The sequence below is a fragment of the Mameliella sp. LZ-28 genome, from assembly GCF_012274245.1.
Classification (GTDB): Bacteria; Pseudomonadota; Alphaproteobacteria; order Rhodobacterales; family Rhodobacteraceae; genus Antarctobacter; species Antarctobacter albus.
On record NZ_JAANYX010000034.1, the window covers coordinates 171,232 to 191,883 of the forward strand.

Genomic DNA, 20,652 nt, shown 5'->3' on the forward strand with positions numbered 1-20,652 from the left:
CCCCAACTTCTGGCGCAGGTCCGGACGCACTTCCGTAGCCCGGTCTTCCATCGTCTCATGCCCGCGGCTCCCCTGTCCGGTCCGTCAAGCCTTCACGTGAACGCCCGCCGTGACATACTGGGACCGGAATTGGAGAGCGCAGAGATTGTTATGAGCCGGGCAGGCATGCAGCCGAAGCGGGAGACCTCCGGGCACTGGCGGCTGGTAAACCTTGCGACCGGTGCGCTGCTGCTCAGCTGCTGTCTTGCCGGATGGGCAGCGGGAGCGCCGCTGTGCCTGTCGTGCAATGCCGCCCCGCTAGACGAGGTGCATCCATGACAGCCGCCACGACGAACATGCCTACGTCACCGGGCCATGCAACAAGGACCTGTTTCCTCACTGAACGGACCTTGTCGTGGCGCGCCGGTCGGCAGCATTTCCCGATGGCCCTTCCTTTCATGTTCATCGGTTACCTGGAGACATTGGTCGCCATCCTCCGATGGCTTGCCAAACCCTCTCACCCCGGTCCCAACGAATACGGTCCCAACCCCAACGAGGTGCCTCAATGACCGACCAAAGCCCCAACGACCTCTTCCATGCCTCCAGCTTCATGCAGGGGCACAACGCGGAGTACCTCGAACAGATGTACGCCCGCTATGCCGCCGATCCGAACGCGGTCGACGATGCCTGGGCCGAGTTCTTTCGCCAGTTGGGCGATGCAGAGGCGGACGTGCGCAAGGAGGCCAGCGGCCCCAGCTGGGCCCGCGCCGACTGGCCGCCTGCGCTCGAGGATGACCTGACCGGGGCGCTGACCGGTGAATGGCCGATGCCCGCAGTTCCGGCCGAGGCCAAGGGCGCCGGCAAGAAGATCAAGGACAAGGCCGAGGAACAGGGCGTCAAGGTCACGGACGACCAGGTGCAGCGTGCCGTGCTGGACAGCATCCGCGCCCTGATGATCATCCGCGCCTACCGGATCCGGGGCCACCTGGCCGCCGATCTTGACCCGCTGGGCCTGCGCGACACCTCGAACCACCCCGAGCTTGATCCCAAGTCCTATGGCTTCACCGAGGGCGACATGGATCGCCCGATCTTCATCGACAACGTGCTGGGCCTGCAGATCGCATCGCTGCGCGAGATCCTGTCGATCATCAAGCGCACCTATTGCGGCACCTTCGCCCTGCAGTACATGCACATCTCGGACCCCGAACAGGCCAGCTGGCTGAAGGAGCGGATCGAGGGCTTTGGCAAGGAGGTCAAGTTCACCCGCGAAGGCCGCAAGGCGATCCTGAACAAGATGGTCGAGGCCGAGGGCTTCGAGAAGTTCCTGCACGTCAAGTACATGGGCACCAAGCGGTTCGGCCTGGATGGCGGCGAAAGCCTGATCCCCGCGATGGAGCAGATCATCAAGCGCGGCGGCAACCTGGGCGTCAAGGAAATCGTCATCGGAATGCCCCACCGCGGCCGCCTGTCGGTGCTGGCGAACGTGATGAACAAACCCTACAAGGCGATCTTCAACGAATTCCAGGGCGGCAGCTTCAAGCCCGAGGACGTGGACGGTTCGGGCGACGTGAAATACCACCTCGGCGCCTCTTCCGACCGCACCTTTGACGGCCATCCGGTCCACCTGTCGCTGACCGCCAACCCCAGCCACCTCGAGGCGGTGAACCCGGTGGTCCTGGGCAAGGTCCGCGCCAAGCAGGACCAGTACCACGACCATGACCGCATCCAGGTCATGCCGATCCTTCTGCACGGCGACGCGGCCTTTGCCGGCCAGGGCGTGGTGGCGGAATGTTTCGCCCTGTCGGGCCTGCGCGGGCACCGCACCGGCGGCACGATCCACATCGTGGTAAACAACCAGATCGGCTTTACCACCGCGCCGCACTTCTCGCGCTCGTCGCCCTATCCCACCGACAACGCGCTGGTGGTCGAGGCGCCGATCTTCCACGTCAACGGCGACGACCCCGAGGCCGTGGTGCATGCCGCCAAGGTCGCAACCGAGTTCCGCCAGAAATTCGGCAAGGACGTGGTCATCGACATCTTCTGCTATCGCCGGTTCGGTCATAACGAGGGCGACGAGCCCATGTTCACCAACCCGATCATGTACAACAAGATCAAGAAGCAGAAGACCACGCTGACTCTCTACACGGAACGGCTGGTCAAGGACGGTCTGATCCCCGAGGGCGAGATCGAGGACATGAAGGCCGCCTTCCAGGCGCTGCTGAACGAGGAATTCGAGGCCGGCAAGGTCTATCGCCCGAACAAGGCGGACTGGCTGGATGGCCGGTGGAGCCACCTCGACAAGCAGAAAGAGGGCAAGTACCAGCGCGGCAAGACTTCGATTTCCGAAAAGGCCCTGGCCGACGTCGGCAACGCCCTGACCCACCTGCCTGACGGGTTCCCGGTACACCGCACCGTGGGACGTCTGCTGGAAAGCCGCGCCAAGATGTTCGAGACCGGCGAAGGCTTTGACTGGGCCACGGCCGAGGCCCTGGCCTTCGGCTCGTTGCAACTGGAGGGCTACCCGGTGCGCCTGGCGGGTCAGGATTCGACGCGCGGCACCTTTTCGCAGCGCCATTCGGGCATCGTGAACCAGGAGACCGAAGAGCGTTACTACCCGCTCAACAACATCCGCGAAGGACAGGCCCGGTTCGAGGTGATCGACAGCGCCCTGTCGGAATACGCGGTGCTGGGGTTCGAATACGGTTATTCGCTGGCGGAACCCAATGCGCTGACCCTCTGGGAAGCGCAGTTCGGCGATTTCGCCAACGGCGCGCAGATCATGTTCGACCAGTTCATCAGCTCGGGTGAATCGAAATGGCTGCGGATGTCGGGCCTTGTCTGCCTGCTGCCGCACGGCTTCGAGGGCCAGGGGCCGGAACACTCCTCGGCGCGTCTGGAACGCTTTCTGCAGATGTGCGGGCAGGACAACTGGATCGTGGCGAACTGTTCGACGCCCGCGAACTATTTCCACATCCTGCGCCGTCAGCTGCACCGGACCTTCCGCAAGCCGCTGATCCTGATGACGCCGAAATCGCTGCTGCGGCACAAACTCTGCGTGTCGAACGCCGACATGTTCACCACCAATTCCTCGTTCCACCGGGTTCTCTGGGACAGCGCGGAATCCGGCGAGAGCGAAACCAAGCTGGTGGCGGACGACAAGATCAAGCGCGTGGTGATGTGTTCGGGCAAGGTCTACTACGACCTGCTCGAGGAACGCGACGCGCGCGGCATCGACGACGTCTACCTGCTGCGGGTCGAACAGTTCTATCCCTTCCCGGCGATTTCGCTGGTCAAGGAACTGGAACGCTTCAAGGGGGCCGAGATGCTCTGGTGCCAGGAAGAGCCCAAGAACCAGGGCGCCTGGGGCTTTATCGAACCCAATATCGAATGGGTGCTGGGCCGTATCGGCGCCACGCATCCGCGCCCGCGCTACGTGGGCCGCGCCACATCGGCCAGCCCCGCCACGGGCCTGGCCAGCCAGCACAAAGCACAGCAAGAGGCGCTTGTTGACGAAGCGCTGACAGTGGAAGGAAAGTAAGACCATGACCGAAGTGCGTGTTCCCACACTTGGGGAATCGGTGACCGAAGCAACGGTCGCAACCTGGTTCAAGAAGCCCGGCGATGCCGTGGCGGTGGACGAAATGCTCTGCGAGCTTGAAACCGACAAGGTCACGGTCGAGGTTCCCTCGCCCGTCGCCGGAACGCTGAGCGACATCGTCGCCGCCGAAGGTGAGACCGTGGGCGTCGATGCCCTGCTGGCCAATATCTCGGAAGGGGCCGCTGGCGCCGAAAGCGCGCCCACGGCCAAACCCGAACCGGCGGCCGAGGCCAAGGAAAGCAGCGGCGGCGGCGAGAGCGTCGACGTCATGGTGCCGACGCTGGGCGAAAGCGTGTCCGAGGCGACCGTTTCGACCTGGTTCAAGAAGGTCGGCGACACGGTCGCGCAGGATGAGATGCTCTGCGAACTGGAAACCGACAAGGTGTCCGTCGAGGTGCCCGCCCCCGCCGCAGGCACGCTGACAGAGATCGTCGCCGAGGAAGGCACCACCGTGCAGGCGGACGCCAAGCTGGCGGTCCTGTCCTCGGGCGGGGCCGCCGTGGCCGCCGCTCCGGCGCCGGACGAGGCCGCGCAGGGCAAGCAGTACCAGACCCCGCCCGCCGGCGACGGCGGTCCGGGCAAGGACATCAAGGACGGCCCCGCCGCCGAGAAGGCAATCGCCGAGGCCGGGATCAAGCGCGAGCAGGTGCAGGGCACCGGGCGTGACGGTCGTGCCACCAAGGCCGATGTAGCCGCCGCCGTGGCTGCCGCATCCGCCGCGCCTGCCGCATCGGCCCCCGCCTCCGCGCCGCGCGCGCCGGTCCCGGCCGAGGACGCGGGCCGCGAGGAGCGGGTCAAGATGACCCGTCTGCGCCAGACCATCGCCCGCCGTCTCAAGGACGCGCAGAACACCGCCGCGATCCTGACCACCTACAACGAGGTGGACATGACCGAGACGATGGCCCTGCGGAAGGAGTACAAGGACCTTTTCGAGAAGAAGCACGGCGCACGGCTTGGCTTTATGTCCTTCTTCACCAAGGCCTGCTGCCACGCCCTGAAGGAAGTGCCCGAGGTCAACGCGGAGATCGACGGAAACGAGATCGTCTACAAGAACTTCGTGCACATGGGCATCGCTGCGGGCACGCCTCAGGGCCTCGTGGTTCCGGTGATCCGCGACGCGGACAAGATGAGCTTTGCCGAGATCGAGAAGGCGATCGCCGAGAAAGGCAAGCGCGCCCGTGACGGCAAGCTGTCGATGGCGGAAATGCAGGGCGGCACCTTCACCATCTCGAACGGCGGTGTCTATGGCTCGCTGATGTCCTCACCGATCCTGAACCCCCCGCAGTCGGGTATTCTTGGCATGCACAAGATCCAGGACCGTCCGATGGTCATCAACGGCGAGATCAAGATCCGCCCGATGATGTATCTGGCCCTGTCCTACGATCACCGCATCGTCGACGGCAAAGGCGCTGTGACCTTCCTTGTGCGGGTGAAAGAGGCGCTGGAAGACCCGCGCCGCCTGTTGATGGATCTGTGATTGGATGGGCGGGGGAAACCCCGCCTATTCTTAGGCCCCGATCATGCTGAACCCTTTTCCCACATCGTTGTCACACGTCCGGAAGATCACCTTCTGGTCCGGGCTCGTTTCCATCGTTGCGGGTGTCTTTCTGCTGTTGGGGGATGAGCCAGTTTACAAGACGGGTTTTCAAGGGTTTGCGCTGTTGTCCTTGTACCTGGTGCCTTTGATTTTTGGTTTTGTGACACATGGGCAGGGACGAGATAGCGGTCCCGAAAAGCCAAGACGGCGCTTTGCACGCGCGGTAGACATCGTTTTGTTCATTCTTTTTCTTTTGTTCTGGATTGAGAAATATCCAAAAATCCAGCACGCAATCCAGCGCTGGCTATCTGAGAACGCGTATTGGGTTCTCCCCGTTATTGTACTGGCTCCCGGAGCAATTCTGCTGCTGGTCAGCCTCCGTCCCACGGCGAGGGTCACATGACATCGGCCCGCATCGCCCTCGCCGCCTGCATGCGAAACGAAGGAATCTTCGTGCTGGAATGGCTGGCGCATCATCGCGCGCTCGGCTTTGAGCAGGTCATCGTCGTGACGAACGATTGCACCGACGGGTCGGATACGCTGCTGGATGCGCTCGCGGCGCGCGGCCTCGTCACTCATATCCGGCAAGACGTCCCCAAGGGCTCGGCGCCGCAGGACAGCGGTATGGATCAGGTCCTGGCTCATGCGCGCGATCAGGGCATCACCCATGTCCTGCACATCGACAGCGACGAGTTCCTCGCGCTGCTGGACGGCACGCTGGCGGACCTGCTGGCCCGCACGGATCAGGCCGATTGCGTCGCGATCCCCTGGCGGGCGTTCGGCGACAGTGGTGTGACCGATTGGTCACCCGGCGACCTGGTGTCAGAACGCAATACCCGCGCCGAACCGCGCCCCGTCCCGCGAGAGACCAAGACCAAGTGCCTGTTCAAACTGGCCAGTTTTGCCCGCGCCACGGATCACAACCCGCTCGACCCGCAGGTGCCAGAGCCCGTGGTGATGACGCCGGATGGAGAAAGGCTGGACAATCGCACGCTCTACAATGCGAAAAGCGCCCGCTTTCGCCCGCATTACATCGCCGCCCGCGCCAGGACCGCGCAATTGTTTCACTATGCGATCCGGTCCGAGGACTGTTTCCTAATGAAGAACAATCGCGGCGACGGCCAGGGCAAGCTGGGCGAGGGGAAATATCACCTGAACAGCGCATGGCACCGCGCCGCCAACCGCAACGAGGTCGAGGAAAGGCGCCTCGCCGACCGCGCCCCGGCCCTGCGCGCAACCCTGGCAGAGTGGCGACGTGATCCGGCCATTGCACAGGCCGAGGCCGCCTGCCAGGCGTGGTTCAGGGACACCCGTGCCCAGTTGCTGACCCCTGTGAACCGCGCGGCCTGGACGCGCAGAAAGGACCCGGCATGACCGAAACGGCCCGCCACTCGAAGGTGCCGGGGCACGCCCGGGACGGAGGGACACGATGACGCCCGAGCTGACCGCCCTCACCCTCGCCGCGCTGTTGCAGGTGGTGCAATACGTCCTGATGTCCGTGCCCGCCAACCTCGAACTGGGCATGGGAAAGACCATGAGCCCGCGCGACCGCGACCGGCTGGGCGGGTCGCTGGAGGACCAGCTGTCGGTGAAAACCGCCCGTCTGAAACGCGCGCTCGACAACCATTTCGAGGGGCTGATCCTTTTCGCCATCGCCGTTTTCGTCATCACCTGGTCGGACCAGGGCAACGGGATCACGGCGGCACTTTCGGGCCTCTACCTGCTGGCGCGCATCCTCTACGTGCCGGCCTACTACTTCGGCTGGGCGCCCTGGCGGTCCCTGATCTGGCTGGCGGGTTTTGCCGCCACTGTCCTCATGCTGCTGCTGGCAGTGCTGTGACACTTCCAGATCGGACATATCCGCTGTGGACAAAACACAGGCCCGGCCCTTCTTTGAGAAAAATCATCCCGGGGAGCCTGCCACCGGCAGTCGGGGCGCCACGCGCCATCGCCTCCCCTGAACAACGACAGTGAAAGGAAAACGACATGGCACAATACGACGTCATCGTGATCGGCGCGGGCCCCGGCGGCTACGTCGCCGCGATCCGCTGCGCGCAGCTGGGGCTGAAAACCGCCTGCGTCGAGGGGCGCGAGACCCTGGGCGGCACCTGCCTGAACGTGGGCTGCATCCCCTCCAAGGCGCTCTTGCACGCCAGCCACCAGCTGCACGAGGCAGAGCACAACTTTGCCAAGATGGGCCTCAAGGGCAAGGCACCCTCGGTCGACTGGAAACAGATGCTGGCCTACAAGGACGACGTGATCGGCCAGAACACCAAGGGCATCGAATTCCTGTTCAAGAAGAACAAGATCGACTGGCTCAAGGGCTGGGGCTCGATCCCCGAGGCGGGCAAGGTCAAGGTGGGTGACGAGGTCCACGAGGCCAAGAACATCATCATCGCATCCGGGTCCGAGGCCTCGCCCGTGCCCGGCGCGGACGTGACCGTCGACGAAAAGGTTGTCGTGACCTCGACCGGTGCGCTGGAGCTGGGCAAGGTGCCGAAGAAGATGATCGTCATCGGCGCCGGCGTCATCGGGCTGGAGATGGGATCGGTCTATGCGCGCCTCGGCACGGAGGTGCAGGTGATCGAGTTCCTCGACGCGATCACGCCCGGCATGGACGCCGAAGTGCAGCGCCAGTTCAAGAAGATCCTCGAAAAACAGGGCATGAGCTTTGTCATGGGGGCGGCGGTGCAAAAGGTCGAAGCGACCAAGACCAAGGCCAAGGTGACCTACAAGCTGCGCAAGGACGACAGCGAGGAAACCGTGGACGCGGACGTGGTGCTCTGCGCCACCGGGCGGCGCCCCTTCACCGAAGGGCTGGGCCTGGACAAGCTGGGCATCGAGATGAGCGAGCGCGGCCAGATCAAGACCGACGGCCAGTGGCGCACCAACGTGCCGGGCGTCTATGCCATCGGCGACGTGATCGACGGCCCGATGCTGGCACACAAAGCCGAGGACGAGGGCATGGCCTGCGCCGAGGTGATCGCCGGCAAACACGGCCACGTCAATTATGGCGTTATCCCGGGCGTGATCTATACCGCCCCCGAGGTGGCCAGTGTCGGCCAGACCGAGCAGGAGCTGAAGGATGCGGGCCGCGCCTACAAGGTTGGCAAGTTTTCCTTCATGGGCAATGCGCGGGCCAAGGCCGTGTTCCAGGGTGAGGGCTTCGTCAAGCTGCTGGCCGACAAGGAAACCGACCGCTTGCTGGGCTGCCATATCATCGGACCGGGCGCGGGCGACCTGATCCACGAGATCTGCGTGGCGATGGAGTTTGGCGCCTCCGCCGAGGACGTGGCCCTGACCTGCCACGCGCACCCGACCTTCTCCGAGGCGGTGCGCGAAGCGGCGCTGGCCTGTGGCGACGGTCCGATCCACATGTGATCGACACAACACAAACGGACGTCCCCCGGGGCGTCCGATCCCCAGACCCGCGCCCCCTTGGTCGCGGGTCTTTTCTTTGGGCGGCGTCCCTCATCCCCGAAATACAACCAAAATAATGCTTTCGGCAAATTCAACTCTCCCCTAACGTTACAAGACGCGAGGGAAAGCACATGTCCGAAAATGATCTCGACTCTGCCGAGGCCGTGGCCCTGGCCGGGCTGCGTACCGCCGAAAACATCTCACGGATGATGTTTGAAGCCGTCGAAGCTCAACAGGCGCGCCAACAGGCCCAATTGCAGGAAACGGCAGAGGCCATCGCGAAGATTCTGAACCCAGGAAAAGATTGAAAAGGAATGCCATCATGGTCGAAACCGTCAATCCACAAGTCACCGACGCGGTGACGCAGTCCAACGTCAAGGTTGTCAGCGAAGCGCCCGCAATGGCCCTTGGGTCGCTCTACCAGGCGATGTCGCACAGCACCGGCATCCTTTTCGAAAACGCCGTGAACGCCCAGCAGCAGGCCAATATCCTGGCCCAGGCCGCGGCGAACCAGGGCGTCATGCAGATGTACAGCCTCAAGTCCGGCACTCACAGCCTGCAGGATGCCGTGGACGCATCCGAACCGACCAAAGGCAAGCCCGCCTCCGGAGGGTCCTGAGCATGCCCGAAACCGAAAACCCCCAAGTCACGGATGCCGTCAGCCAAAGCAATCTGTCCGTTTTGGGCCAGGCGGCGGCCCATGCCGTCGCCACCAGCCTTCAGGCCTCGTCCAGTGCGGCGGGCTTGCGGGTGGCTGCTCTGCAGAGCGGCTCTACCAACATGACGCTCTTGCGGCAGGCCGTGATCGTGCGGGCCGCTGCCGGGCTGACACCGTAAGGGGGATCATCATGCCGAACATGGCAAACAGCCAGGTCACCGATACAGTCAGCCAGACGACGCTGATGACGCTGGGGACCGCCGGCTCCGTGGCGCAGGCGCTGTTGTCACAGGGGTTGGTGGCCGCCCTGGCAACAAGCACACAGGCCGCAGCCGCCCAGCAGGAGGCCACGCAGGTCTTGGCCGACGCGGCGCTTGCCGCGGCGTTGAAACGGATGGGGCAGGCTTCGGGATCGGGGGACACGCATGGCGGATAAATCCGACACGGCCGCGCCCGGCGGCGCCGAAGTCAACAGCCAGATCGCGGACACCGTCACCAAGCTCCGCCAGATGGCCCCGGCAGAGGCTGCGAACCTGGCCAAGAACGCCGAGGCCGAGGCCCGCACCCTGGCGCTCAGCATGGCGCTGCAGGACGCCGTGGCGCATCTGCGCCGGATGCAGGTCCTGAGCGAGGCCGCCATGTCACTGGCGGTATCGAAACAGGCAGAGGGCAATGTCGAAGCGGGCCAGGCCATCATGGACACGGCCAATTCAGCCGTGGACCGCGCCCGCTCGATGCTGGCCGAGGCCGAAAAGGCCCTGGCCTGAGCCTCTGCGCCCGGCGCGGTGCTCCCCCCGCGCCGGGCTTGATCCGGTCACGCGTTGCCCGGGTCGATCCCGACAACCAGCGCCGCGTCATATCCCGACGCCTGTTCGCGGATCGCGGCAAAGGCGCCCTCACCCGCACGTTGTGCGATCCAGTCGTCCCGGTTCATCGTGTCGCGTGGGTCCTCGCGCTCGTTGTAGGGGGCGACTGCCTGGAACAGGTATTCGCTGAGCGCATCGGGAAAGAAGATCTGGCTGGTCAGAACGCTGCGCTCATCCAGGAAGACCTTGTAGTGGATATGCGTCGTGCGGCCCGGATACCAGCCGGGATAAATCGTGTCGAACGTCGCCACGCCCCGGTCGCCGGTGGTCTGCGTTCCGCGCAGGAATGTCTCGCCCCGCGCGTCGAAGTCGGTGCCCCGGTTCCTGTAGCCCGAGTAGATCCCGCGCGCATCGCAATGCCAGATGTCCACGCGGGCCCCTTCGATCGGTTGGCAATCCGCGTCGACCACCTGCAATTGCAGGCGCATCGCCTCGCCCTCGCGCCCCTCGGTGATGTCGCGGCGGACAAGCTCGGGATCGAAGTAGTAGGGCCCCTCGGTCGTCTCAGGCAGGACCATGCAGACATTGGGCGTGATCAGCCCAGCCGCCTGGGCCTGCGCGCGCGCCGCCCGGGGAAAGGCGCCCACCCCCGCCACGGCGATAGGAGAGGCGGCAAAGCCTGCCAGAAGGGCGCGGCGCGTCGTCGAAGCTGTGCTCATGCGGATGTCCTTTCGATCGTGTTCACAGGATGAAACGGATCAGGACGTGGTTTCGCTCTCCGTGCTGATGAACATGGCCTGTGCAGCCGCGCACCTTTCGGCGCACTTCGTCACCACAGCCGGGGCTTGGCGTACTCCGGATAGGTCCGGTCATAGTCCTTGCCGCCATGTTCGCCGTCCGACATGTCGGCCAGGATCTCTCCGGTGGTGGGCAGTCCGTCCGACAGATCCCCGCAGGTCCAGAGGCGCGAGCGCATCAGTGCCTTGGCGCATTGGGTATAGACTTCTGCCACTTCCAGCACGATCACCGTGGCGGGCAGGCGGTCGCCCTTGGCAAAGCTGCGGCGCAGGTCCTCGTCATCGGTCAGGTGTGCCCGCCCGTTGACCCGCACGGTGGTGTTTGTCCCCGGCACCAGGAACAGCAACGCCGCGCGCCCGTCCTGCACGATGTCGCGCAGGCAATCGAGCCGGTTGTTCCCCCACCAATCCGGCATCAACACCGTCCGTTCATCCGCCACCCGCACCACTGGCCCGTCGTCGCCACGCGGCGAGCCATGCACGCCCTCAGGCCCGACCGTCGACAGGACGGCGAACCGCGCGCCTTCGATCCAGCGGCGGTAGAGCGGGGTCAGATGGCGCGCAACCTTCTTGAGCGAGGTGGGAACGGGCGCTTCGTAATGCGCGTGCAACTCCTCAAGCGTGGTGACTTTCGGCATCGAACCCGGCCTCCTTCATCAGCGCGTTGGAGGCGGTTTCCACCTCTGTCTCGAGCCTTTCGAGAAAAGCGTATTTTTCCAGCCCCGGCTGGATCACCGGCAGGAATTCCACCACCGCCAGCCCGGGCTTGCGGTAGATACCCTTGCGTGGCCAGAACAGGCCGACGTTCGTCGCCGCAGGCACACAGGGCTGGCCAGTTTGTTCGTAGAGGATCGCGGTCCCAACCTTGAAGGGCGCCTTGACCCCCGGCGCGATCCGGGTGCCCTGCGGGTAGATGATGAGCTGGCCGGGAACGGCGGCACCGCGTGCCACGTCCTTGACCATGCGCGCGATGGCCTGCCCGCGCTTGCCGCGCTCGACCGGGACACAGCCGATGCGCAGGGCGTACTGGCCGATCACCGGCGCCCACATCAGCTCTCGTTTCATGATGAACTTGCCCGCCGGAACGGCGCCGAAGATCAGGATGATGTCCAGGAAACTCTGGTGCTTGGAGGCGATCAGAACCTCGCCCTGCGGGACCTCACCGCGCACCTCTGTGCGCAGCCCGACCATAAGGCGCGCGGTCAGGCGGACCCAGCGGCAATAGGTGCGGCAGGCCGTGCGGGCCCCGTGGCGCGACACCAGCGCCCAGGGCAGAAAGACGATCCCCATGATCGCCATCATGGCGTACATCTGGATCACGAACAGGAACGACATCACCCATCGCATCAGGCCAATTCTCCCAGGACACGGCGCGCGGCCAGTTCGGTTGCGAAAAAGGCCACCACGGCGGCCAGCGGCGGCACGAACAGCGGCCAGAGCCATTGCAGCCCGGCAAAGCGCAGCCCGGTCAGGATGCCCCCCGTGTCCCCGCCCGCCGGCATGACCAGCAGGGCCAGCAGGCCGATCAGCGTGCCCGCCGCCGCCCCGGCCAGCGTCCGCAGGGTAAAGCGGCGCACAAAGGCCCCCGCGATATAACCGTCGGTGGCGCCGACCAGTCGCAGCACCGCGATGACCTGCGCGTTCGCCGCCAGCGCCGCGTTGGCGGCCAGCGTCACCATCGCCCCGGTGGCCGCGCCGATCAGCAGGATCGCCACCCAGCCCAGAAGGCGCAGCCGTCCCGCCGCCGTCACCAGCGGCCGCCGCCAGCGGCTGTGTTCGTCCAAGACCGCGCCAGGCGCCTCAGCCTGCAACCGCAGGCGGAGGCCGTCGGCATCGTAGCCGTCGCCGGTTTCCTGCACCTCGACAAGCTGCGGCATGGGAAGGCTCTCGACCGGCAGGTCGGGGCCGAACCAGGGTTCCAGCAGCGCGCGCTGCTCCTCGGGCGACAGCGCCCGGGCCGAGGCGACGCCGGGCGTCTGTTCCAGCACCCGAAGGACGGCAGCGGTCTGCGCCGCAAGCTGTCCCTCGGGCGCCGAAATACGGATGGTCGAGGCGCGGGCCAGGTCCTCTCCCCAGCTGGTCGCCAAGCGCCCCGCCGCCAGCGACAGCGCCAGGGCAAAGACCGTCAGAAAGGCCATCGCGGCGGCGGTGAACAGTGTCAGCCGCACGGTAAAACCCGCCGGGGGCACCACCCGGTCCGCGCCCGCGTCCCGGGCCGCCAGCGTCTTGATCCGGTCCAGCGCGTTCATAGGTCCGCCCCCGCCGCCTGCAGCGTGCCGCCGGCTATACGCAGGTTGCGCGCGTTCACAAGGCTCTTGGCCGCGCGGATCAGCATGAGGTCATGGGTGGCGATCATCACGGTCTTGCCCATCCGGTTGAGCTCGACCAGCAGGCGCAGCAGGCGCTGGGACATTTCCCAGTCGACGTTGCCGGTGGGTTCATCGGCCAGGATCACATCCGGCGACAGGATCAGCGCCCGGGCCAGCGCGGCGCGCTGGCGTTCGCCCCCCGACAATTCCGGCGGCAGGGCCTCGAACTTCTCGGTCAGGCCGACCCATGTCATCAGCTCGCGCAGGTTGTCGGCCTGGTCGGGCGAGGCCTGCCCCGAGACCGTCAGCGGCAGGGCCACGTTCTCGGCCACCGGCAGGTGGTCGAGGAACTGGCAATCCTGGTGCACGACGCCGATCCGACGCCGGGCCATCGCCACCGCGTCGCGGTCCATCGCGGCCAGGTCCTCGTCAAAGATCGACACCTGCCCTTCGGTCGGGCGCAGCGCTCCGTAGCAGAGTTTCAGGAAGGTTGTCTTGCCCGAGCCGGACGGCCCGGTCAGGAAATGGAACGACCCCGGAGCAAGCTGCAGGCTGACCCCGGAGAGGATCGCCGCGCCGCTGTAGGAATAGGCCACGTTGTCCAGCTCGATCACGGGCGGTTCTGCCTCTGCCTTGTCAGTTTCGCCGGCAGTTTTGCCCGAGCCATCGGGCCGTTGCAACGCAAGCCGCGCAGAATTGGACTTTTCCCGCCGATACGGGCAGCTTAAGGTTCACGCGGGGCGGTGACGCCCCGCAAGGGACGGAAAAGACGGGGACAAGGCGGAATGCGGCTGGTTTGCCCAAATTGCGGCGCTCAATACGACGTGCCCCTCGAGGTGATCCCCGAGGCGGGCCGCGACGTGCAGTGCTCGAACTGCGGGCACACCTGGTTCCAGAAGCGCGTGACGCAGCCTCCCGCCGCCCGCCCCGAGCGTGCGCCCAAACCCGCGCCGGACCCGACCTCGCCCACCATAGAGGACCCTGACCTCGACCCGGACGAGGACGGCACCAGCGCACCGATCCCGGCGGACACCGCACCGCGCAGCAGCATCGACCCGGAAATGGCCGAGCTGTTTCGCGAGGAACGCGAATTCGAAGCGCGCCAGCGGGCCACCGAAGGGCTGGAAACGCAGCCCGACCTTGGGTTGGAGCCGCCCGCGGAATCCGAACAGGCCCGCCGCGCCCGCGAAAGCCGCGAGCGCATGGCACGGCTCAAGGGCGAGGACGTCCAAGAGCCGCCCAGGCGCCCCGAGCCAAAGGCGAAACCGGAACAGGACGATGCCGCATTGCACGCCGCCGCAGCGGCTGCGGCGGCCGCCTCGCGGCGCGACATGTTGCCGGATGTCGAAGAGATCAACCAGACCCTCCGCTCGGCCTCGGAACCCCGTGTGGTCGACCGCGACGCCGGTCGCCCGTCACAGACCTCGCCGCGCCAGACCGGCAGCCCCTTTGCCCGCGGCTTCATGCTGGTGGTGATGGTGGCAGCGCTTGGCGTGGGCCTTTACGTTGCGACACCGCGGCTCTCGGCGCAGTTCCCGCAGATCGCCCCTTACCTGCAAAGCTATGTCGAAACGGTCAACAAGGGCCGGACATGGCTGGATGCCCGGGTCACGGCCCTGATGCAGCAGCTTGACCAGATGAGCTCCGAGACGGCGGAACCCGCCGATCCCCCGGCGGGCGACTGACACCAGTCCCGATGGGCCCGTTCGCTGGCAGGTCCGACGGTGCCCTTTGGCGCCGATGGCGGGACGGCGGGCGGGGCGACGTTGGGGCCAAAGGCCCCGACAAGCGCAGGACGCCGCCGCCGCTGCGCTTCAGACCCGCCCTTTCCAGGGCACCAGCGCCTTTTCGGCCATGCGCATCAGGATATCGATACCAAAGCCGATCACGCCGATCAGGATGATCCCCATGATGACGATGTCGGTCAGTTGGAACTTCGACGCCACCATGATCATCATGCCCGCTCCTTTTTCGGCGGCGACAAGCTCGGCGGCGACCACCGTGCCCCAGCAGACCCCCATCGCAACGCGCGCGCCGGTGAAGATCTCCGGCAGCGAATTCGGCACGATGACATGCCGCATGATCTGGAACTTCGAGGCCCCCAGCGAATAGGCCGCGTGCACCTTGGAAATCGCCACGCCCGAGACACCGGCGCGCGCCGCGATGGCCATGATCCAGAGCGCGGCCAGGAACAGCAGGATGATCTTGCCGACCTCGCCGATGCCCGCCCAGATGATGACCAGCGGGATCAGCGCCAGGGGCGGCACCGGCCGCATGAATTCGACGATCGGGTCAAACCAGCCGCGGAACCAGTTGCTGAGGCCCATCGCGTAGCCCAGCGGGATGCCCACGAGCGCGCCAAAGAAGAATCCGACAACGACCCGGAAAAGCGAATAGCCGAGATGCTCCCACAGCGTCGAGTCGCGGTAGCCCTCGCTGGCAATCTCGCCCAGGCGGGCCAACACGGCCTCGGGCGGCGGCAGCCAGATCGGCTCCATCTGCCAGCCCTTCGCCGGTTCGAAATTCAGCGTGCCCTTGGGTGACATGCCGACACGGCCGAATTCCGTCTGTACAGACTGGCCCGGAGCGATGGGCTCGCCGTTCACGGCGACGACCCTGTGGCCCTCGTCGCGACCGAAGTCGTCGTTGCGGTCGACGCGGATCAGCCCCGAACGCCAGGCGCCCACGGTATCGACGTCGTTCTTGGCCCAGCCGTCCCCCGGCGCGACCTTGGGGTCGTCCACGTCCGTTCCCACCTCGAAGACACGCACCGTCACGGTGGCATCATCGGGCGCCTGCCCCTCGGCCTCGGCGGTATAGGTAAAGACCGCGTCGCCGATGAAGGGCCCCGGCGCGTGCAGGAAACGGGGCACATAGGATGACCCGGTGAAGGCCCCCCAGAGCAGGAAGATCGACAGCACCGAGATGACGCTGGCGATGCGGTTCGGGGTCACGGCGCTTTCGTCACCGAAGGTTACGGTCTTGAGAGAGGTGTAATCCGTCACCGTCTTGTGGACGACGAATTTCACGACGAAGAACGAGACGACGAAGATCGCGATGTAGATTGCGAATACGATCATTGCACCTGCTCCGCCCGGATCATGCGCTTTCCTCCGCCCGTCCCATGATTTCCTCTTCCATGTCCCAGATCATGCCCAGGATCTCTTCGCGTCTTTGCCCGAAATCGGGGTGTTTCTTGACCTCGCGCAGGTCGGCGTTCACCCCCATGTCGGCAAAGGGCAACCGGTATTCACGGTGGATGCGGCCCGGGCGCGGCGCCATGACCAGCAGGCGTTCGCCCAGTAAAAGCGCCTCTTCGACCGAATGCGTGATCAGGATGATGGTCTTGCCGGTCTCCTTCCAGAGCTTCAGCACGAGGCCCTGCATCTTTTCCCGCGTCAGCGCGTCCAGCGCGCCCAGCGGTTCGTCCATCAGGATCACGTCCGGGTCGTTGGCCAGGCAGCGGGCCAGGGCGACCCGTTGCTGCATCCCGCCCGACAGTTCGTAGACCGCCTTTTCCTTGAAGTCGCGCAGGCCGACCACGTCCAGCAGGTGATCGACGTGCTGCCCCCAGTCCCGTTTCCGCTTGCCGGCCATGCGGGGCCCGAAACTGACATTGTCGCGCACGTTCATCCATTCGAACAGCGCGCCCTGCTGGAACACCATGCCGCGTTCCGCGTCCGGCCCCTTGACGACATGGCCGTTCAGGGTGATCTGCCCCTCGGTCGGGGCCAGGAACCCCGCGACGATGTTCAATAGCGTGGTCTTGCCGCAGCCAGACGGGCCCAGCACGCTCAACAGTTCGCCTTCGGCCAGTTGCAGTGAAACATCCTTGAGCGCCTGGACCGAGGTGCCGTTGGGCAGGTCAAAGCGCATGGACAGGTTGTCGATGGAGAGTCCGCTCATGGTGGGGCCTTCCGGTTGGATCCGGCTGCGGGACCGCAAGGGCGTGCCCGCCGTGCAAAATCTCTGTGGTGAGCGCGTGCCCGGGGGGCGACCGGTGCCGCCCCCCGAAGCCGGATCCTACATGCCGCCGGCGGCCGAACTCAGCGGACCGGTGTTGACGTTGGCATCATAGCTGTCGAGCGCGGCGTCGATGGACCCGGCCTCGACAAAGACGTCGGCCACGCCCTTCATGAACTCCTGCGCGCCGCCGCCCAGCCACTTGGCGGTCAGCTGATCATCCACCGAGGGGAAGACGAAGGTCGAGATCGTCGCCTCGGTCGCATCCACGTCCATGCCAGCGTCCTTGGCGATGACAGGCAGCATCATGTCGTGGTTGGCCGGGTCCGCCCACATGGCGTTGGCCTCGGCTGTTACGGCAAGAAAGCTGGCCACGATGTCCGAATTCTCGGCCACCCAGCCCGCCGGGCCCGAGGTCACGTCGAAGACGAGAATGCCCAGGTCTTCCTTTTCGGCGCCGGTGAGCAGCACGTTGCCGTGTTCCTTCATACGGCGCAGCGAACCGCCCCAGCCACAGGCCATGTCGACCGAGCCTTGTGCCAGCGCGGCGGCCCCGTCCGGCGGCGCCATGTCGACCACTTCCATCGTGGTGATGTCGACGCCGAAATGGTTCATTTGCTTGAGGAAACCGTAATGCGCCGCAGTGCCCAGCGGCACGGCGACCTTCTTGCCTTCCAGCTCGATGGCCGAATCCTTGTCGATCTCCAGCGCTTCCAGCACGACGCAGTTGTCGTTGTCAGAATAGCTGACCGCCACGTCGAGGATCTGCAGGTCCTGCCCGGCCGAGGTCGCCACCACGAAGGGCGGCACGCCCTGGCTGACCGACAGTTGCACGTCGCCCGAGGCCATCGCCGCCGACATGGCAGTACCGGTGTCGAAGCTGACCCAGTTGATGGTCACGCCCATCGCCTCGTCGTACATGCCTTCGGCCTTGGCGTACTGGAAGGGCATCGGCCATTCCAGGAAATAGCCCACGGTGATCTCCTGCGCGGAAACAGCTGTGGTGCCCGCCATGACGGCCAGCGCAGCAGCGGCGCCCTTGAGGGTGGTCTTCAATGTCATTTCGCTTCTCCCGTGTTGTCTTGCCGCCACCTGGGCGGCGCGTCTTCACGCACGCAAATGTGCGCTCGGCAGCGCCTCGTGCCGGGCGCTCTGGTCAATTCGGAACGGAAAATGGGCAACGGATCAACGATTTTTCCCCGATGCCTGCCCGATTTGGCGCCAACAGCCTGCCCATTTCGGAAAGGCAAAACAATTCAACCCACTGGAAACCCCCACAAAACCCTGTAAACGCAGGCTTGGAACATTCGTTTTGCGCCTCAACTGGCCCTATATGCGCGCCAGATCTGGCCCTAACGGCTGCCCATTAATCTGGCTCATGTGCTAGCATTCCGCGCAAGACCGGCAAGATGACCCAAGGAGGGCAAGAGAATGGACGGAACCTATTCCCAGAACGACCTCAGCCATGTTGTCGAGGCCGACAAGGCGCATGTCTGGCACCACCTGGTGCAGCACAAGGCCTTCGACAGCAAGGACCCGAACATCATCATCGAAGGCAAGGGCATGCGCGTCTGGAACCAGGCGGGCAAGGAACACCTCGACGCGGTGTCCGGCGGTGTCTGGACAGTCAACGTGGGCTACGGGCGCGAGCGCATCGCCAAGGCCGTCTACGACCAGCTGATGCGGGTGAACTACTTTGCCGGGGCCGCCGGTTCGGTGCCCGGCGCCCTGTTCGCCGAAAAGCTGATCGAGAAGATGCCGGGCCTGACCCGCGTCTACTACACGAACTCCGGCTCCGAGGCGAACGAGAAGGCCTTCAAGATGATCCGCCAGATCGCGCACAAGCGTTATGGCGGCAAGAAGCACAAGATCCTGTACCGGGACCGCGACTATCACGGCACCACGATCGCCTGCCTGTCAGCAGGCGGCCAGGATGAGCGCAACGCGCAATACGGCCCCTTCACGCCCGGTTTCGTGCGCGTGCCGCACTGCCTGGAATACCGCAAGCACGAGCAGGAAGGCGCCCCCGCCGTGAACTACGGCGAATGGGCTGCCGACCAGATCGAACAGGTGATCCTGGCCGAAGGACCCGATACCATCGGCGGGCTCTGCCTGGAGCCGGTGACAGCGGGCGGCGGCGTGATCCCCGCGCCCGAGGGCTATTGGCAGAAGGTGCAGGAAATCTGCCGCAAGTACGACATCCTGCTGCACATCGACGAGGTGGTCTGCGGTGTCGGCCGCACCGGCACCTGGTTCGGCTACCAGCACTACGGGATCGAACCGGACTTCGTGACGATGGCCAAGGGCGTGGCCTCTGGCTATGCGGCCATTGCCTGCTGCGTGACCTCGGAACGTGTCTTTGACATGTTCAAGGACGATGCCGACGACCCGATGAACTACTTCCGCGACATTTCCACCTTTGGCGGCTGCACGGCCGGGCCTGCCGCCGCGATCGAAAACATGGCCATCATCGAGGACGAGGGCCTGCTGGCCAATACCGCGGCGATGGGCGACTACATGACCGACCAGCTGAACGCGCTGGCCGACCGCCACGCGGTGATCGGCGACGTGCGCGGCAAGGGCCTGTTCCTGGGGGCCGAACTGGTGGCTGACCGCACCAGCAAGGAGCCGGTGCCCGAGGCGCAGGTACAGGCCGTCGTGGGCGACTGCATGGGCCAGGGCGTCATCATCGGCGCCACCAACCGCTCTGTCCCCGGGCGCAACAATACGCTGTGCTTCTCCCCGGCGCTGATCGCCACCAAGGACGACATCGACCAGATCGTCTCGGCGGTGGACGGCGCGCTTGGGCGCGTCTTTGGCTGAATGGACCATCGCCTGAACGGATACGGGCAGCCCATCGGGCTGCCCGTCGCGCTGGACCTGCCCCGCCCGCTGCCCCCGCACACCGCCTTGCGCGGCGAGGTTGCGACGCTGGTGCCGCTGTCGGCGGATCATGCCGACGGCTTTTTCGAGGTCTTCACCGATCCCGCCGGCTGGACCTACCTGGGCGACGAGACGCCCTTTGCCGACCGTGACGCGGCCCGTGCCTGGACAGCGACCAAGGCCAACAGCCGCGATCCGCTTTTCTACACGGTCCTGGTCGATGATCGTCCCGTCGGGTTCCTGTCGCTCTTGCGGATCAACCCGCAGGCCGCCTCCATCGAGGTCGGCTTCATCCACTTTTCGCCCGCGTTGCAGGGCACCCGCGCGGCAACAGAGGTGCAGTACCTGCTAATGCGCCATGTCTTCGAGGACCTCGGCTATCGCCGCTACGAATGGAAATGCGACGCCTTGAACGCGCCGTCGCGCCGGGCCGCGCTGCGGCTGGGCTTTACCTTCGAGGGCATTTTCCGGCAGGCCCTGGTCTACAAGGGCCGCAACCGCGACACCGCATGGTATTCGGTGATCGATTGCGAATGGCCCGCGCGGCGCACCGCCTTTGAGACATGGCTGGCCCCGGCGAATTTCGACGCCGACGGGCGGCAGCGGCAATCGCTGAGCGCCTGCGCCACGGGCTGATACCCGGAAAGAACCTGCAATCTTATGGGACTGCGCCCCTCTTGAGGGTTTGGAAACCCTTTGCGT

22 protein-coding genes are annotated in these 20,652 nt (G+C 65.4%); 14 read left to right on the top strand and 8 right to left on the bottom strand.

Features of this window, described 5'->3' with window-relative positions:
* Positions 1-544: 544 nt before the first annotated feature.
* From G9Q80_RS20950 to G9Q80_RS21000, 11 genes are all read left to right on the top strand, one after another.
* Positions 545-3,517: a 2-oxoglutarate dehydrogenase E1 component gene (locus tag G9Q80_RS20950; RefSeq protein ID WP_088669627.1), complete on the top strand. Its 2,973-nt coding sequence runs from the start codon at positions 545-547 to the stop codon at positions 3,515-3,517.
* A 4-nt stretch (positions 3,518-3,521) separates the two neighbouring features.
* Positions 3,522-5,054 (top strand): 2-oxoglutarate dehydrogenase complex dihydrolipoyllysine-residue succinyltransferase, encoded by a 1,533-nt coding sequence (odhB, locus tag G9Q80_RS20955; RefSeq protein ID WP_088715241.1) that lies wholly within the window; start codon positions 3,522-3,524, stop codon positions 5,052-5,054.
* 43 nt (positions 5,055-5,097) lie between these two features.
* Positions 5,098-5,517, top strand: coding sequence for a hypothetical protein (locus G9Q80_RS20960; protein WP_133066406.1), 420 nt, complete (start codon positions 5,098-5,100; stop codon positions 5,515-5,517).
* A complete protein-coding gene (locus tag G9Q80_RS20965) occupies positions 5,514-6,488 on the top strand; it encodes a glycosyltransferase family 2 protein (protein ID WP_088715240.1) in 975 nt (324 codons plus the stop codon). Before G9Q80_RS20960 ends, G9Q80_RS20965 begins: the two co-directional genes overlap by 4 nt.
* A 55-nt stretch (positions 6,489-6,543) precedes the next feature.
* Complete coding sequence (locus G9Q80_RS20970) at positions 6,544-6,954, top strand: MAPEG family protein (RefSeq protein WP_043136332.1); 411 nt, start codon at positions 6,544-6,546, stop codon at positions 6,952-6,954.
* A 146-nt stretch (positions 6,955-7,100) separates the two neighbouring features.
* Entirely contained in the window at positions 7,101-8,495 is a 1,395-nt protein-coding gene (gene lpdA / locus G9Q80_RS20975) for a dihydrolipoyl dehydrogenase (RefSeq protein ID WP_088715239.1), read from the top strand.
* Between the two features lie 170 nt (positions 8,496-8,665).
* Positions 8,666-8,842, top strand: a complete 177-nt coding sequence (locus G9Q80_RS20980; RefSeq protein WP_157903829.1) for a hypothetical protein — start codon at positions 8,666-8,668, stop codon at positions 8,840-8,842.
* 14 nt (positions 8,843-8,856) lie between these two features.
* Entirely contained in the window at positions 8,857-9,153 is a 297-nt protein-coding gene (locus tag G9Q80_RS20985) for a RebB family R body protein (protein WP_052244209.1), read from the top strand.
* 2 nt (positions 9,154-9,155) lie between these two features.
* A complete protein-coding gene (locus G9Q80_RS20990; RefSeq protein ID WP_069209199.1) occupies positions 9,156-9,371 on the top strand; it encodes a RebB family R body protein in 216 nt (71 codons plus the stop codon).
* An 11-nt stretch (positions 9,372-9,382) separates the two neighbouring features.
* Positions 9,383-9,628, top strand: a complete 246-nt coding sequence (locus G9Q80_RS20995; protein ID WP_043136329.1) for a RebB family R body protein — start codon at positions 9,383-9,385, stop codon at positions 9,626-9,628.
* The gene (locus G9Q80_RS21000; RefSeq protein ID WP_088715238.1) at positions 9,618-9,959 is read left to right on the top strand and encodes a hypothetical protein; all 342 of its coding nucleotides are present in this window, start codon (positions 9,618-9,620) and stop codon (positions 9,957-9,959) included. The genes G9Q80_RS20995 and G9Q80_RS21000 overlap by 11 nt, the downstream gene beginning before the upstream one ends.
* Positions 9,960-10,006: 47 nt before the next feature.
* Here the strand turns inward: G9Q80_RS21000 and G9Q80_RS21005 are convergent, their stop codons facing one another.
* From G9Q80_RS21005 to G9Q80_RS21025, 5 genes are all read right to left on the bottom strand, one after another.
* Positions 10,007-10,717, bottom strand: coding sequence for an intradiol ring-cleavage dioxygenase (locus G9Q80_RS21005; RefSeq protein ID WP_088715237.1), 711 nt, complete (start codon positions 10,715-10,717; stop codon positions 10,007-10,009).
* 110 nt (positions 10,718-10,827) lie between these two features.
* Entirely contained in the window at positions 10,828-11,433 is a 606-nt protein-coding gene (locus G9Q80_RS21010) for a pyridoxamine 5'-phosphate oxidase family protein (RefSeq protein WP_088715236.1), read from the bottom strand.
* Entirely contained in the window at positions 11,411-12,142 is a 732-nt protein-coding gene (locus G9Q80_RS21015) for a lysophospholipid acyltransferase family protein (RefSeq protein WP_168246577.1), read from the bottom strand. The genes G9Q80_RS21010 and G9Q80_RS21015 overlap by 23 nt, the downstream gene beginning before the upstream one ends.
* The gene (locus tag G9Q80_RS21020) at positions 12,142-13,044 is read right to left on the bottom strand and encodes a cell division protein FtsX (RefSeq protein ID WP_088715235.1); all 903 of its coding nucleotides are present in this window, start codon (positions 13,042-13,044) and stop codon (positions 12,142-12,144) included. The genes G9Q80_RS21015 and G9Q80_RS21020 overlap by 1 nt, the downstream gene beginning before the upstream one ends.
* On the bottom strand, positions 13,041-13,718 hold the full coding sequence (locus G9Q80_RS21025; protein ID WP_043136765.1) for a cell division ATP-binding protein FtsE: 678 nt from the start codon (positions 13,716-13,718) through the stop codon (positions 13,041-13,043). Before G9Q80_RS21025 ends, G9Q80_RS21020 begins: the two co-directional genes overlap by 4 nt.
* A 171-nt stretch (positions 13,719-13,889) precedes the next feature.
* Here G9Q80_RS21025 and G9Q80_RS21030 point away from each other — a divergent pair, with 171 nt between their 5' ends.
* Positions 13,890-14,789, top strand: coding sequence for a zinc-ribbon domain-containing protein (locus tag G9Q80_RS21030; protein WP_088715234.1), 900 nt, complete (start codon positions 13,890-13,892; stop codon positions 14,787-14,789).
* 129 nt (positions 14,790-14,918) lie between these two features.
* Here G9Q80_RS21030 and G9Q80_RS21035 read toward each other — a convergent pair whose 3' ends face one another.
* The 3 genes from G9Q80_RS21035 to G9Q80_RS21045 all read right to left on the bottom strand — a co-directional run bounded on the left by G9Q80_RS21035 (position 14,919) and on the right by G9Q80_RS21045 (position 18,129).
* Positions 14,919-16,184 (bottom strand): ABC transporter permease, encoded by a 1,266-nt coding sequence (locus G9Q80_RS21035; protein ID WP_088715233.1) that lies wholly within the window; start codon positions 16,182-16,184, stop codon positions 14,919-14,921.
* A gap of 19 nt (positions 16,185-16,203) precedes the next feature.
* A complete protein-coding gene (locus G9Q80_RS21040) occupies positions 16,204-17,010 on the bottom strand; it encodes a taurine ABC transporter ATP-binding protein (RefSeq protein ID WP_043136316.1) in 807 nt (268 codons plus the stop codon).
* A gap of 117 nt (positions 17,011-17,127) precedes the next feature.
* The gene (locus G9Q80_RS21045; protein ID WP_088669616.1) at positions 17,128-18,129 is read right to left on the bottom strand and encodes a taurine ABC transporter substrate-binding protein; all 1,002 of its coding nucleotides are present in this window, start codon (positions 18,127-18,129) and stop codon (positions 17,128-17,130) included.
* Between the two features lie 369 nt (positions 18,130-18,498).
* Between G9Q80_RS21045 and G9Q80_RS21050 the strand changes: the two genes are divergently transcribed.
* Both G9Q80_RS21050 and G9Q80_RS21055 read left to right on the top strand, forming a co-directional pair.
* Positions 18,499-19,890 (top strand): aminotransferase family protein, encoded by a 1,392-nt coding sequence (locus G9Q80_RS21050; protein ID WP_088715232.1) that lies wholly within the window; start codon positions 18,499-18,501, stop codon positions 19,888-19,890.
* Positions 19,891-20,586: a GNAT family N-acetyltransferase gene (locus tag G9Q80_RS21055; RefSeq protein WP_088715231.1), complete on the top strand. Its 696-nt coding sequence runs from the start codon at positions 19,891-19,893 to the stop codon at positions 20,584-20,586.
* Positions 20,587-20,652: the final 66 nt, after the last annotated feature.